14 protein-coding genes are annotated in these 13,225 nt (G+C 64.3%); 10 read left to right on the forward strand and 4 right to left on the reverse strand.

The window, feature by feature from the left end:
- The first annotated feature begins 517 nt into the window (after nucleotides 1-517).
- The 6 genes from P9K36_RS14270 to P9K36_RS14295 all read left to right on the forward strand — a co-directional run bounded on the left by P9K36_RS14270 (nucleotide 518) and on the right by P9K36_RS14295 (nucleotide 6,492).
- A complete protein-coding gene (locus P9K36_RS14270) occupies nucleotides 518-910 on the forward strand; it encodes a hypothetical protein (RefSeq protein ID WP_278307162.1) in 393 nt (130 codons plus the stop codon).
- Nucleotides 907-2,466 (forward strand): hypothetical protein, encoded by a 1,560-nt coding sequence (locus P9K36_RS14275; protein ID WP_278307163.1) that lies wholly within the window; start codon nucleotides 907-909, stop codon nucleotides 2,464-2,466. The genes P9K36_RS14270 and P9K36_RS14275 overlap by 4 nt, the downstream gene beginning before the upstream one ends.
- 1 nt (nucleotide 2,467) lies before the next feature.
- Complete coding sequence (locus P9K36_RS14280; protein ID WP_278307164.1) at nucleotides 2,468-3,151, forward strand: hypothetical protein; 684 nt, start codon at nucleotides 2,468-2,470, stop codon at nucleotides 3,149-3,151.
- The gene (locus tag P9K36_RS14285; RefSeq protein WP_278307165.1) at nucleotides 3,151-3,459 is read left to right on the forward strand and encodes a hypothetical protein; all 309 of its coding nucleotides are present in this window, start codon (nucleotides 3,151-3,153) and stop codon (nucleotides 3,457-3,459) included. Before P9K36_RS14280 ends, P9K36_RS14285 begins: the two co-directional genes overlap by 1 nt.
- Complete coding sequence (locus P9K36_RS14290; RefSeq protein ID WP_278307166.1) at nucleotides 3,456-6,002, forward strand: hypothetical protein; 2,547 nt, start codon at nucleotides 3,456-3,458, stop codon at nucleotides 6,000-6,002. Before P9K36_RS14285 ends, P9K36_RS14290 begins: the two co-directional genes overlap by 4 nt.
- Before the next feature lie 106 nt (nucleotides 6,003-6,108).
- Complete coding sequence (locus tag P9K36_RS14295) at nucleotides 6,109-6,492, forward strand: hypothetical protein (protein WP_278307167.1); 384 nt, start codon at nucleotides 6,109-6,111, stop codon at nucleotides 6,490-6,492.
- A 28-nt stretch (nucleotides 6,493-6,520) separates the two neighbouring features.
- Here the strand turns inward: P9K36_RS14295 and P9K36_RS14300 are convergent, their stop codons facing one another.
- Entirely contained in the window at nucleotides 6,521-8,101 is a 1,581-nt protein-coding gene (locus tag P9K36_RS14300) for a hypothetical protein (protein WP_278307168.1), read from the reverse strand.
- 114 nt (nucleotides 8,102-8,215) lie between these two features.
- Nucleotides 8,216-8,347, reverse strand: a complete 132-nt coding sequence (locus tag P9K36_RS14305) for a hypothetical protein (protein ID WP_278307169.1) — start codon at nucleotides 8,345-8,347, stop codon at nucleotides 8,216-8,218.
- Nucleotides 8,348-8,505: 158 nt separating this feature from the next.
- Here P9K36_RS14305 and P9K36_RS14310 point away from each other — a divergent pair, with 158 nt between their 5' ends.
- Both P9K36_RS14310 and P9K36_RS14315 read left to right on the forward strand, forming a co-directional pair.
- A complete protein-coding gene (locus P9K36_RS14310) occupies nucleotides 8,506-9,060 on the forward strand; it encodes a hypothetical protein (RefSeq protein WP_278307170.1) in 555 nt (184 codons plus the stop codon).
- A gap of 376 nt (nucleotides 9,061-9,436) precedes the next feature.
- Nucleotides 9,437-9,799, forward strand: a complete 363-nt coding sequence (locus tag P9K36_RS14315; protein ID WP_278307171.1) for a hypothetical protein — start codon at nucleotides 9,437-9,439, stop codon at nucleotides 9,797-9,799.
- Nucleotides 9,800-10,126: 327 nt separating this feature from the next.
- On the opposite strand, the gene P9K36_RS14320 is transcribed toward P9K36_RS14315, so the two are convergent.
- Nucleotides 10,127-10,291: a hypothetical protein gene (locus P9K36_RS14320; protein ID WP_173009321.1), complete on the reverse strand. Its 165-nt coding sequence runs from the start codon at nucleotides 10,289-10,291 to the stop codon at nucleotides 10,127-10,129.
- A gap of 424 nt (nucleotides 10,292-10,715) precedes the next feature.
- Between P9K36_RS14320 and P9K36_RS14325 the strand changes: the two genes are divergently transcribed.
- Nucleotides 10,716-12,197, forward strand: coding sequence for an integrase family protein (locus P9K36_RS14325; RefSeq protein ID WP_278307172.1), 1,482 nt, complete (start codon nucleotides 10,716-10,718; stop codon nucleotides 12,195-12,197).
- Between the two features lie 108 nt (nucleotides 12,198-12,305).
- Nucleotides 12,306-12,836, forward strand: a complete 531-nt coding sequence (locus P9K36_RS14330) for a metallophosphoesterase family protein (protein WP_278307173.1) — start codon at nucleotides 12,306-12,308, stop codon at nucleotides 12,834-12,836.
- Here P9K36_RS14330 and P9K36_RS14335 read toward each other — a convergent pair.
- A complete protein-coding gene (locus P9K36_RS14335) occupies nucleotides 12,820-13,095 on the reverse strand; it encodes a hypothetical protein (RefSeq protein WP_278307174.1) in 276 nt (91 codons plus the stop codon). The genes P9K36_RS14330 and P9K36_RS14335 overlap by 17 nt on opposite strands.
- Between the last annotated feature and the right edge of the window lie 130 nt (nucleotides 13,096-13,225).

Genomic DNA, 13,225 nt, shown 5'->3' on the forward strand with positions numbered 1-13,225 from the left:
GCAGCGTACGCCAAGCCTGGACGCCCACCGTCGCAAGTCGGGCAGCGACGGATGTGGATGTCAGATCCGTTGGCTCCGTACTCACTCCCACACGGGCGGCAGCGTAGGACGTAGATCTTCTGAAGGTGGTCTGTACCCGGCTCGTCGGTCTTGCGGATCACCTCCTGCCTGTTCCGGTTCACGTACCCGACTTCGGTGGTGCCCTTCGACATGCTGTCCTCTCCCAGCCATCGGTTCGACCCGATGGTCAGCGGGCGCAGTGAACAACATCTGGATTACCGCTCGGCTTAGAAGGGATGTGAATGGTCGGTCGCCAAAACCGCTAAGTTTGAAGAAAAATCCTGGGGCGACGCCGAGACATCTAACAGCGTCCGCTGCGGCACCAAATCCGGGCCAAAATCGGCATCATCTGTTCTTAAATCAGACGGTGTTGCGTCCTGTTATGTTGCAGGACAATGGCTTAGCGCGCATTTTCCGTGTTGTCCGCCTGCTCCGGGTAACGCAAGGGTGCAAATTGGTGCCAGATAGCCCTGAGATAGCCAGCCCCAAGCGCCCCCATCAGAGCCGCATCACCAACGGCAGCGCCCTGCTGCTCAACGTAGACGGTCGAACTGGCTGGGCTCGCCGTCTCCGTGACCTCGTGGCCCTCCATCTGGCCGACCTCGGTGGCGAGGGTGCCGTCTCCGAGGCCGAGAAGAGCCTGATCCGCCGGGCGGCGACATTGACCGTCGAACTGGAGCGAATGGAGGTGCAGTTCGCCACCGATGGCGCTGCCGATCCCGATGCGCTCGACCTCTACAGCCGCACGGCCGGCAATCTTCGCCGCCTCCTCGAAGCTACCGGCCTCCAGCGTCGCCCGCGGGACGTGACGCCTGATCTGCGCCACTACATCGAGGGCAACGCGGCATGAACCTGCTTCAGGCGATGCGCGACCCGAAGCTGTTCGGGCCCTGGTTCAAGGACGAGACCACCTGGGCAGCTTGGCGGGCGTTCCTGGGCGCCTTGTTCGGGCTTCCGATGTCGGATGCCGAGGCCAAGGTCTACCAAGCCTGTACGGGGCGCTCTGAGGCCCCTGAGGCTGCCTTCACCGAGGCGTGGCTCATCTGTGGGCGCCGGGCGGGCAAGAGCTTCGTGCTGGCTCTGATCGCCACCTATCTGGCGACGTTCCGGGAGTACCGCGCCAACCTCGCTCCAGGCGAGCGGGCGACCATCCTGATCATCGCCACCGACCGCCGGCAGGCCCGGACCATCATCCGGTACATCCGCGCCCTGCTCACCGAGGTGCCGATGCTGGCCCGCATGGTGGAGCGGGAGACGGCGGACGAGTTCGACCTCACCAACCGGGTGACGATCGAGGTCGGGACCTCCTCGTACCGTGCCGTCCGCGGGCGCACCCTTGCTGCCGCGCTGGCCGATGAGCTGGCGTTCTGGCCGACCGACGACGCTGCCGAGCCGGACTACGCCATTCTGGACGCGCTGCGGCCCGCCATGGCGACGATCCCGAATGCCATGCTGCTGTGTGCCTCGTCGCCCTACGCTAGGCGTGGCGCCCTCTACGATGCGCATCGCCGGTACTATGGCCGCGACGGTGCTCCTGCTCTGGTCTGGCAGGCCGCGACCCGGACCATGAACCCGACGGTGCGCCAGTCGGTGATCGACGAAGCCCTAGAGCGAGATCTCCCGAGCGCGTCGGCCGAGTACCTCGCGCAGTTCCGGTCGGACGTGGAGAGCTTCGTCTCCCGCGAGGTGGTGGAGGCTGCCGTACCGCCGGGCATCACCGAACGCTCGCCAGTCACGGGCGTGTCCTACCGCGCCTTCACGGATCCGTCCGGCGGCGCTTCGGACAGCATGACGCTCGCGATCAGCCACCAAGTCGGCGAGCGGGTGGTCCTGGACCTCGTGCGGGAGCGCAAGGCGCCGTTCAGCCCCGAGTCGGTGGTGACGGAGTTTGCCGGCCTGCTGAAGCGCTACGGCCTCAACCAAGTGACGGGCGACCGGTATGCGGGAGAGTGGCCCCGAGAGGCGTTTAAGCGCCACGGCATCACCTACGTGCCGGCCGAGCAGCCCAAGAGCGCGATCTACCTCGACCTGCTGCCGAAGTTGAATTCCGGCGAGGTCGAGCTGCTCGACGTGCCGGCGCTGGCAGCGCAGCTCGTGTCCCTGGAGCGTCGCACGGCCCGTGGCGGCCGGGACAGCATCGACCACGCTCCGGGCTCGCACGACGACGTGGCGAACGCGGTGGCCGGCGCCCTCGTGATCCGGACGCAGAGCGCGCCCGTCGCACAGGTCGGCTCCTATCAGATCAGCAGGTACGGCAGCAGCGCCCCCCGCATTCCAGAGCCGCCAGACTGGTTCGTCCGCGGCGACCGGTACGCGCCCGGTGATCCGCGATGGAAGCTCGACATCGCGAAGGGTCTGGTCTCGCGCGACGAAGCAATCGCCAAGGGTTGGATAAGGGAAGCCTGAGATGACTGAGCAAGAGAAGCAAAATCGAGCCGCGATCCGTGAGAGCATGCTCCAGCGTGTTCGCTATGGTCAGCCGCATACCGGCACGGTCATCCAAGCCATCCAGCAGGTCTTCGAGATCGATGATCGCTTCCGGAGCAAGCTCGCGGCGGTCCAGTCCGACGTGAAGCTCAGCGCCAAGGGACGTGAGACGGAAATCGCCAACTTCGTCCGCAGGGATCTGATGCCGGACCTCGCGCGAGCGACCCGCTCGGTGAGAAAGGCTCGGAAGCATGCCCAGTCCCGACGGGCCGTTCTGGAGGAGCCGTTGCAGGTCGACCCGAAGGATGCGGTTGGCGAGCTTCGCCGGCAGGAAATCCGCAGCTATCTGCGCGGGCTGTCTGAGCACCAACGCCTCAGCGTGGCCAATCAGTTTATCCGCGACGATGCATCGGCTTCCGCGATCCTCGACGCCCCTCCGGCGCTCAGTGGGTTGTCGGAGCCCTTTTACGGTCAATTGCGGACCGCGGTTGCGGAGCGAATCAACGGCCCGGCGCTGCAGGACTTGGCTGCCGTCGAGGCTGACTTTGGCCAGGGCGACGCCGCCGCCGGCATCGTGATGAACGACCTCGTGAAGGCCAGCGGGCTCACCGCCAAGGCGTTCGCCGAGGAGATGGCGCCCCTTGAAGCCAAGGCGGACGCCTGATGACGACCTCGGCGGAGCGTCGCGCGCGCAGGCGCTGGCAGATGGGTGCCACCGAGAACCCGATCGAGGCGGCCGGCAAGCGCCTAGCCGACCTCGGTGCCCGCATCATGGATCTGCACCGGACCACCGATGAGGTGGCCACGAAGTTTGAGTCCGGCGCCAGTACGCCCGCCGAGCTGGAAGCCGTGACCCGCTGGGCCGTTGCGGCCGGTAGCGCCTACGCGCGGGCGGGCGAGGATCTGAGACGCCTCGATGACCGGCTCAAGCAGATTGCCGGACTGGTCCAAACCCAGGGAGAGCCCGCATGAGTGATGTCTACAAGGTGGCCGTCGCGCTGCAGATGTCGAGCAACGCATCGGCGATCCTCGGCTCGCTGGCGACGCACCTCATCCATGCGCACCACCAGGTCGACAAGCTTAACAAGGGGCTGAACGACACCACGAGCGCGATGAACCGGGTTAAGCTCGCCATTGGCGGTGGTCTCGCCATCGCAGGCGGCACGGCTGCCTTAGCCGTCGTCGGCAAAATGGTCGACAAGGGCAACGAGCTGGTGAAGATCCAGCAGAACATGGCTGCTGCGGGGGTAAAGTCCCTAGAGATCCAAGAGGCCTACGCAGAGGCCTGGAAGCTGACGGGCAAGTACACGAACGTCAGTGCTGCGGAGGCTCTGAAGACCATCAGCGAGGCGCGGATGACCTTCGGCTCGCAGGAAGCTGCGACGCATCACGCCGAGGACTTCGTGAAGATGACGTCGTTCCTCAAGGCGTACGAGGGCGGCGCGCATGGGAAGGGAGCGACGAACTTCGAGGCGGAAGCCATCGCTGCGATGAAGTCTGGCGAGATCGCCGGCAAGATCGATCCCAAGGACATGGCGGAGCACGTCAAGCAGTTGACGGCGATGCGGGTGGCTTATGGAGATCAGCTCAAAATCGGTCAGTACCTCACCGCGCAGCGGGCGGGCGGCGTGGCTCTGCGAAATGTCAGCGACGACTTCCGATACGGTGTCTTTCCGGCCTTGGTGCAGGAAAATGGGTCCAATGCCGGCGTGATGATCATGACGGCGTTCAACAAGCTCGTGGCGGGTACCGGCAATAAGCTCGAAGCGCTCAGCGCCATGTCATCGCTGGGCCTGCTGGACGAGAGCAAGGTCACGCACCACCCGCTCACCGGCAAGGTCACCCGCGTGGAGATGGGCGCCGTCCGCGGAGACAAGGAGTTCGCGGTCAACCCAGGCGAGTGGGTCGAGAAGTACCTCAAGCCGGCGCTGGACCGGAAGACGAGCAGCACCGTCGAGCAGGCTCAGTGGGTCAGTAAGATCCTGCCCGATCGGAACGCCGCGAAGGCGGTCACCGAGATGCTGCAGCAGTGGCCCAAGCTCATCAAGGACGCGCAGTTGATGCTTCAGGCTCGCAAGGCCCTGAACGAGGGCGCCTATCTCGACCAGAGCTGGGAAGGTCAGAAGCAGGCCTTCGAGACCCAGTGGACGAACTTTGTCCAGGCGCTGGGTGCCCCGCTGGTCGGCGTGGCGACGGAGAACCTGAAGCGGGTCAACGAAGCCCTTTCCAGGTGGGCACAGTGGGCTGGAAAGCCTGAGATGGCCGGTACCGTAGAGGCGGTCGGCAAGGGCATCGCAGTCCTCGGCGCGTCCCTGACGGCCGGCGGTTCGGTTGCGCTGATAGCCGCGCTTGGTCCGGCTGGCTGGATTGCGGCCGGCGTCGTCGGTGCCACGGCGGCGTTCGTCGCCTTCCGAGAGCCCTTCGAGCAGTGGCTCAAGTCCACCACCGGCATGGGGCCGCAGCTCGACGCCATGGACAAGGGGCTCAACCGGCTGGCTGTCTCGCTCGGGAGGTGGGCGGGGCCTGAGCTTGCCGCTGCCGATGCCGCCTTCAACAAGGCCGCGGTCGCTTTCGGCGAGTGGGTGAAGGCGATCACGCCCTCTGTCGACACGATCAAGAGCACCGCAACGGCACTGGCGGCCGAGATCACCTCGTGGCCCAGCAAACTCACTGCGGCCATCACCGAGATGGGGACCGCGCTCGTCACGGCCCTCAGCGACATGTTCAAGAGCCTGATCTCCAAGCTCAACCCCTTCACAAAGACCAGCTTCGAAGGCGGCGACGGTCTCGGAGGCCTGATCCAGAAGGCCTCCTTCAGTACCGCCTCCAGTGCCAACGACAATTTCGGCGGTGCGTCTGGCGTCGCGCGCGCGCTAGGACGCGGCGGCTTTGGTGGGGCTGGCGGTGGCTCCGGCGGCGGCGCTGGCCTCGCCCATGCCCGCGGGGTACTGTCTCGCGCCAATCCGGAGATGGTCGCCTACATCCGCGAGTCCGCGGTCCGGAACGGCATCAATCCCGACATCGCGCTGCGGATCGCCGCGAGCGAGGGACTGGGCGGCTCGATCCCGAATGTGCGCATGACGCCGGGCGACAAGGGCACGAGCTTCGGCCCGTTCCAGCTTCACTACGGCGGCCGCGGCTCGCTCGGCACCGAGTACAGCCGCGCCACAGGGCACCACGCGGGCGACCCGAAGCACTGGAAGGAGCAGATCGATTTCGCCCTCGGCTACGCAGGGCGGAAGCGGACCTGGGCGCCGTGGTTCGGGCGCGGGCCTGCTGGCGTCGGAACGCATGAGGGCTTCGGCTACAAGACCCAGAACGCCCCGACGGCTGGACCGCCCCCGCAGCGGCAGCAGAGCGTCCACGTCCACAACCTCATCGTGGACGGGAAGAAGATGGCGGCGGTCGTCAGCACCCATCAGGCGAACAAGATGCTGTTCCCCACCAGGGCCGGCGGCATGGACACCCATGGCGAGTGGCGGCCGCCGGGTACGCCCGTGATGGATGCGGCGTGACACGGAGCCATTCACGCTGTCGGCGAACTCTATGTGCGGAGCACAACCTTAGCTATTGCGGCGGCCTGTGCTCCCGGTAGGTTTGCCGCACAGGAGATCGGTACCCATGAAGCGCGTCGTCACGGTTCTCGCACTCACGGCTGGCTTGGCCCAACCTGCCGGTGCCGGCTCCCTCGACTGGGCTGACCGCGAACAGATGAGCGTGGTTTCGAAGCTCGGCTCCGCGTTCGCGAACGCCAACGTCTGCAACTTCGAGGTCGACACCGACGGCACCGCCCAGATCATTCGGACCAAGATCGCGCCGACGGGAAAGCTGACGCCGGAGATGGCCTCCGCCCTGATGTTCTCGGTCGTGGGCATCGGAGCGATGCAGGGCGAGATGCTGGGTCTGGGTCAGATGAACAAGAAGCAGCTCGCAAAGCACTGCTCCGAGATCATCAGCTATTTCGGACCGAATGGCACCAGCTTAGCAGGTGTGCTCAAACCGTAATAGGCTTCAAATCTTAACAAAGATACTGCTAAAGTATGCTGTCGGGTATGCCGTCCTCCCAAGAAACCGTGGAATATATAACTAGCGGATAAACACCAGAAGTTCTGAACTCATCGACATGGGATTTATAATCGCCTCTGTTGACGATCGACATCTCGGGAGGAAGATCGTCCATGTTTTGAAATGTTACGTTAAATTTATCGCCCTCTTTCGAGGCGTTTATGTGTGTCGTCCAAAGCAAAAGATCATCTCCGAGGTCGACATATGTGATATAAACACCATTCAGCTCGTCCGGCGCCTCTTCCGCATAATCCTGACTCAATGCGAGAGGCTCAATCGGTATCTTCTCCTTCTTATCGAACAACGAAACAGCAAAATACATTTGACGCCCAAGATCTAAAATTGTCTTGAATGTAAGTGAAGTTGGCGCATCGTAGCCTAACTTCCGCAAGAACCCAGTTAACGCATCGATATTTGCAATGACGTTGTCATAGTCGAGTTTTTTCTTAAACGTGAATGGCGGCACATCGGTAAGAGCTTTTATTGTCTTGCCGCGCATTCTTATGTCTACTCGCGCGCGACCCTCAGTTACCATTTTCAAGATCCGAAAATGATGATGCCAATCGACCACGGACATAGTCGTAGCCGCCGGAAAATTATTTTGGACTGTGATTGTTGAGGATTTGCGGCGGAATAGTATCTCTACACCCTTAGATTTACACCTCACGATCTTTGGATTGTCCTCAAAAACAAGATCAGGTGGAACTTTGTAGAACACCGCCCTTGAAATAGCGGCATCCGACCGGCCATCACTAAATACCAGATTGCAAGTGTCTGTCGGCGCTGCGACGATTTTTAGCGTTGCCGGACCGGCGAGACCTGGCAGCGGCAATCTAATTCCGAACCGCGTCTCGCCACCATCGACATGAGATACGCTTATCTCTTCGGACTCGCCCAAAAAGGCATCAGCCAGTTTTGAAGCATGTTCCTCCGGCAACCCGAAAATGATGTCGTAGCGAGAGGCCTTAAACCCACTATTCTGTAGCTGCTCGGCCTTTCTCTGAACATATCTTGTCACATCTTCGTCGACAGAAGCCGCAATTGCTTCAATTATATTGTTATGAGTTGGTTCTATGCATCGAGCAATCTGACTGGGATAGAGATCAACCTCTTTCCGATTTAATGCACCTCCTCCTAAAAGCTCATGCTGCCTAAGCTCTGTAAGCACATACTCCAGCATCTCGTCGATTATATGTATAATGTAACACTCGACGCATCTGACGTCGTCGTCATATTTGAGAACGCAGATAAATGCCGGTCCTGGATCTTTAGCCAATCTTTCCAAAGAAGAAAGTTTAAATTTTACCCTGTCATTGTCTACCCACATTGTTTTCTGCTGGAACCGCGCAGAAATCGGGTTGGATCTTCGATCAAGCCCTACAAATTGTGAGTTGTCTGCCGGAAACTCGACAATGAAATCCCAGCCGCTTTTATCTTTCAAGACTCTGTTTACGATAAGGCTTGGCGTTCCTTCCTTGCAAAGCGCCTCGAACCGCGCTTCCCCTGCATCTCCTAGGTCCTCGCTAGTGAGCGCTCGCTTCTTCGGCATGAATTTCGGCTGCGCCTTCCAAGATCGACCGCATTGTCAAAAGCGAAGCAAATACGGCCAAGGGCTTACGCTAATTCGATATTTGATTGGGCTTAGGTCTGCGTCGAGAAGAGCTTATTTGAGGTAGCCCTTCGCCTTCAGGTGCTCGGTGAGGAGCTTTTCCATGAAGCTAGACACAGACCGAGTGTCGTCCTTGGCGGCTTTTTCAGCGGCCGCCTTCACCTCAGGCGGCAGCCGGAACGACACCGGCAAGGTCTTGGGGGTCTCTACAGGCGGGCGGCCCATGGCGTCCATTAAATGTAGTTGACAAGCAGTCTGACTACATTTAATCACAAAGGCGGCCCGAGCGAAAGCGCCAACCTTCGGCTCGGGCCTCACCCCACCACTCTTTCGAGGAGAGCGGCATGGCTACCCACGCCCATAGCACACGCACGTCCTTATTACGCCCGTCCGACCGCCAGGGCCTGAGCAGATTTGCTCAGACCGAGCAAAACGCTCGAAGCTTATTAGGCGCGGCGCCCGGCCGGCAGTCGGGGCCCGTCACCGTCGCCATCGCGGCCCTGCGCTCCGCGGATCCAGATCTGGATCGGCAACGACTGCGCGAGCTGCGCCGCCGGATCGCCGACCGGATCGAGGCGGACCTCGCCTTATTAGATGCACTCGACGGCGACGCGGACCTGGAGCCGAGCCTAGCCGCCTGCGAACCCATCCTTGGCGGTGGCCTGATGTCCCATCGGGACGGGCGGGTTCGTCGTTTCGAGGAACAGGAGCACTGGGCGGGCGGCGCGACGGACGACCGCGAACAGGACGCTGGCGACGAGCGCGAGGAGGAGGACGAGCACGGCGGTGACATCCAAGACGAGCCGCATGACGAGGAGCCGGATCGCGAGCCGAGGTTGCAGCCGGTGTTCATGGGCGGCGGCGGATATGCGTTAGACAGCTTTGGAGGCCGCGCGTGAACGGCCCCGGATCCCGTCGCGGCTTCCTCCGCGGCCTCGTCTCGCTTCCGCTCATCGGCGGCGGCGTGACGCTCATCGGCGCTCCGTCAGCGGTCGCCGTCCCGACATCCCTCCCGCTACTCAAACGGTACGCGGCTTGGCTCGCGCGAGAGCACGGGCGGGTGCATGACGAGTTCTTGCGGCTCGCACCGCCAGATCAGCACTACTGGGGCGAGCCGCATTTCGCCTCCTCGCCCATGCAGCCTATCAGCGATCTAGCGATGTCGCATTGGCCCCGAGATCCGGTGGCGATTGCGCACGCTCAGACTGGGACAGCAGGTGCTCGCGCGGCCTTGGTGTTGAGCACGGTCGGTTGCGAATGGCGGGAGGGTGTCTGATGGCCGCTTCTACCCGCCGCGCCGCCCTCGGCGCCATCCTCGCAGCCCCGCTGGCGTCCGTGCCCGCCGTCGCCGCCCCAACCTCCGATTTGGCAGCGGCTTGCTTTTCCGCTGCCGAACGATGGGAGTGGGTGAAAGACCCGAGGCATCCCGACGAGGCTTGGCCCGATGAGCGTATGGACAGAGAGATCGATCGTGTCTGCGCGGTGATCGAGCGGTCCATTCAGGAGCCAAGCGCAAGCCTGCGAGACCTTGCCGGGAAGGCGCGTCTCATGATCGCCGAGCACGACGACGGCGACCAGTACCAAGGTCATCGAGCCCTGATCGCTCTGTTGCGGGAGGTCGTGACGCTTTGCGCCTGACAGTCGGCAGTGCCGGTCCGTCCAGTCCATCATCGGACGGTACGAGCCGGCCGCTCATAACGGTCTGGTTGAGGGTTTGAATGCCACCCCTTCCGCCAGGGATCCCTACCTTGACATGGTAGGGGGTAGCGGTTCGCGATCCCCTTGGCATCCACGCCCGCCCAGCTTGCCTGGGGGGGCCAAAGGGCGGACGTGGACAGCCGGCAGACCGCCCCCTCCCGGCGCGCCGACACCATACAAGTATGCTGACGGGTGATGCTTGTAGCTGTGGCGAATACGCCGGAACCTCGCCCCCTCACGAATGCTGCTCAAGCATCCGGCGCGGGCCTATCCCTTCGCGACGCACACCGTAATCGCGGAGGCGCCAGCAAACGGACGGCCGGAGTCGGCGATCGCCTTCGACGCCGCTTGGCACGCCTCCTTGGTGTTGAACTCGACGGATCCGACCGACGCGCCGGATCCAGCCAGCATGATGATGAGCACGTAGACCATCGCATCCTCCTCAGTTCGAGGATGTCACCTACGCCACAGAACGCTGCTCGTGCATCAGGCGCGGGCGGCAAGCGATCTAGAAGCTGGGGTGCGGCATTTTCGACAAGAGCCATCCCGCTTTACGGTTACCCGTAGCGTTACCCGAGGGCTCCGAGTGTCCTCAGAGTTCGGTCGATTTGGCTTCTAAGTCTTTGAAGTTCTTGGTGGGCGCACTAGGGTTCGAACCTAGGACCCGCTGATTAAGAGTCATCTTCCCTCGCCGTTTTGGGCGGCATCCGATACCGGAAACGCGTACCTATCAGCGGTTAGCTTCCGCAAGCGTCCACAGTCACTTAACCACGGAGGGCGGTTCCCCCTCGACGCGGAGGCCGGGACCGGTGATTTTCCCGACCCCGCCCAAAGCCGCCCAAGGATCCCGCCCAAAATGGCCCGCTCCCCCGCCCGGATCCCGTGGCCGCCCGCCGGCGCCGTCGACCTGACTGGGACGTTCATCGAGCGCGCCAGGAGCGAGCAGCGCCCCGGGGTCGCCGCCGTCGACGTCCGCGACCAGCGTGCGCCCGGGCTGCTCCTGCGTGTCTCGCCACGCACGATCAGTTGGGGATGGAAGGCGGAGAGGCTGGGCCGGACCGTCCGTCTCGACCTCGGTCCCGTGGACAGGCTGACCGTGGCGCAGGCACGGCAGGTTGCCGGCGAGGCCATGGACCTGCTGCGGTCGGGGGCCGGGTGGCCATCGGCGACGTGGCTCGCCCGGCGGCTGGGCGACCTCGGTATCCTCAGACTTGAGGACGTCTTCCCCGAGGTGATCAGGCACGACGCGCCGCCGGCGGCCCCTCCCCGGCCCCGCACGTGGACGTACGCCAGGGCGGTCGACGCCTACCTCGCGGCGCACGAGCATGAGTGGCGGCCCGCGGCCCACGCGGACGCGAGGAAGAACTTGCGCCATCCGGTGCTTAAGCGATTCGCCGGCATGCCCGTGGCCTCGGTCTCGGTCGACGAGCTGGCGACGGTCCTGGCCGCGAAGGCGCGGACGCACCACCGCCAGGCGGAGGCCCTGTTTGTCCGCCTGCGTCACTTCTTCGCCTGGCTCGCGTCGCCGGGGCCGCGGCGGGACAGCGGCGTGACGAAGGGGTGGCTCGACGACCTGCAGCGCCCGAAGCGGCCGCGCCTGAAGGAGGGCGAGGCCCCCAGGCAGCGCGTCCGCTTCCCGACGATGGACCGTGTGGGCCTACTCGTGGCGCTCGCCAGGACCGACCTGCTGGATCCACGGCTCGGGGCGGCCGTCCTTCTCCTGGTGGCGACCGCCCAGCGCAGGCGCGCCATCGTGTCTGCCAGGGCCACGGAGTTCAGCGCCCTCGATGGCGGCTGGGGGGTGTGGAAGCTGCCACCGATCCGGCGCAAGACCGGCGAAGCGGGCCGGGCGCAGGCGCACCACGCCGTCCCCCTGCCCCCGCCTGTCTGGTCCGTCCTGCAGGCGCAGATCGAGCCCGAGGCCGTCTACGTGTTCCCCGGGCACCGGCCGCGCCGCGCGGGCGCGCCGGTCGGGCACCTGTCGGAGTCCACGCTGACGCACCTCCTCGCGGCCCTCCCCGTGGACGCCAGCCCGCACGACCTGCGCCGGGCGCTGCGGTCGCATGGGGCCCGCGCGCTGCGCCTGCCCGACGCCGTCCTCGACCTCATCCTCGATCACGCTGAGGGCGTCGCGCCGGGCAGCGTGTCCGAGCGCCACTACGTCGACGACGACAGGATCGACCTTAAGCAGCCGGTGATGCGCGCGTGGTGGGACCTCGTCGAGCAGCACGCCGCGGCCGCCGCCTTCGATCTCGACGAGGTTCGGGCCGGGTTCCTCGCGAAGCGTGCCCAGCAAAAGGGCCGCCCGGCCAGGGAACCCTTAACCCCTGCGTGCTAGCCTCTCGATTCGTCCCGGAGATCGTCATGAAACGCGCGCCCGCCGCCCTTCCCCGCCCTTAGGAGGACGTGACGCTGCGCGCGCCGGCCTCCCGCACAGGAGGCCGGCATGGCCATCTTCTTCACAGCCGACACGCACTTCGGACACGCCGGCATCATCCCGGCCTGCAAGCGCCCGTTCGCCACCGTCGCCGAGCACGACGCGCTCTTGATCGAGGCCTGGAACGCGACCGTCGCGCCGGCCGACACGGTCTACCACCTCGGGGATTTCGCGCTGGGTACGGCCGAGGCGGCCGAGCGAGTGTTCCGCCGGCTCAACGGGCGCAAGTGCCTCGTCGTCGGCAACCACGACCGGAAGGCGCGGCGCATGGGGTGGGCCGAGCAGCACGAGGGCATCCGGGAAATTTCGGTGGAGGGCAGGCACCTGGTCTTGTGCCACTACCCCATGCGTAGCTGGGCTCGCTGCTACCGCGGCAGCCTGCACCTCTACGGCCACACGCACGGCCGCCTGCCGGGGACGACGCAGTCCTGCGACGTCGGCGTCGACGTGTGGGGCTACCGGCCCGTGTTGCTGAGCGCCGTCATCGACGCGATGGCACTCAGCGACACGAGGCCGGAGGAGCTCAGAGCCCCAGCGTGAGCTGGGGATCCGGAGGCGCGGGCGGCGGCGGCATCGGGATGCCGGGGTTCGCCCGGTCCCAGTTCCGCCTCGCCCGCAGCCTGGCCCTGTAGCGGGCATCCCGTGCCCGCCTCAGCGCCCGCTGGCGTTCGAGCTTCTCCTGGGCGTGCCTGTCGTCCATGGCCTGCTGCGTCCGCCGACGGATCTCGCCGTCGGGGTCGAAGAAGTCCGGCAACGCCCCGTGGTTCTCGTCCTCTTGTCCACACTCTTCGTCTAACACAACGACCCCCTGAAAAAGCGACGCCGTGGATTACGGCATAGTTTTCAGGGTTAGAGTTGATCGGATCTACTGTTGGAGTGGTCGGTGTAGGTCCGTCGCCTTGGGGGCCAGCAACACGTATAGCAGGCCC

Source organism: Methylobacterium sp. 391_Methyba4 (assembly GCF_029691625.1).
Lineage (GTDB): Bacteria > Pseudomonadota > Alphaproteobacteria > Rhizobiales > Beijerinckiaceae > Methylobacterium > Methylobacterium fujisawaense.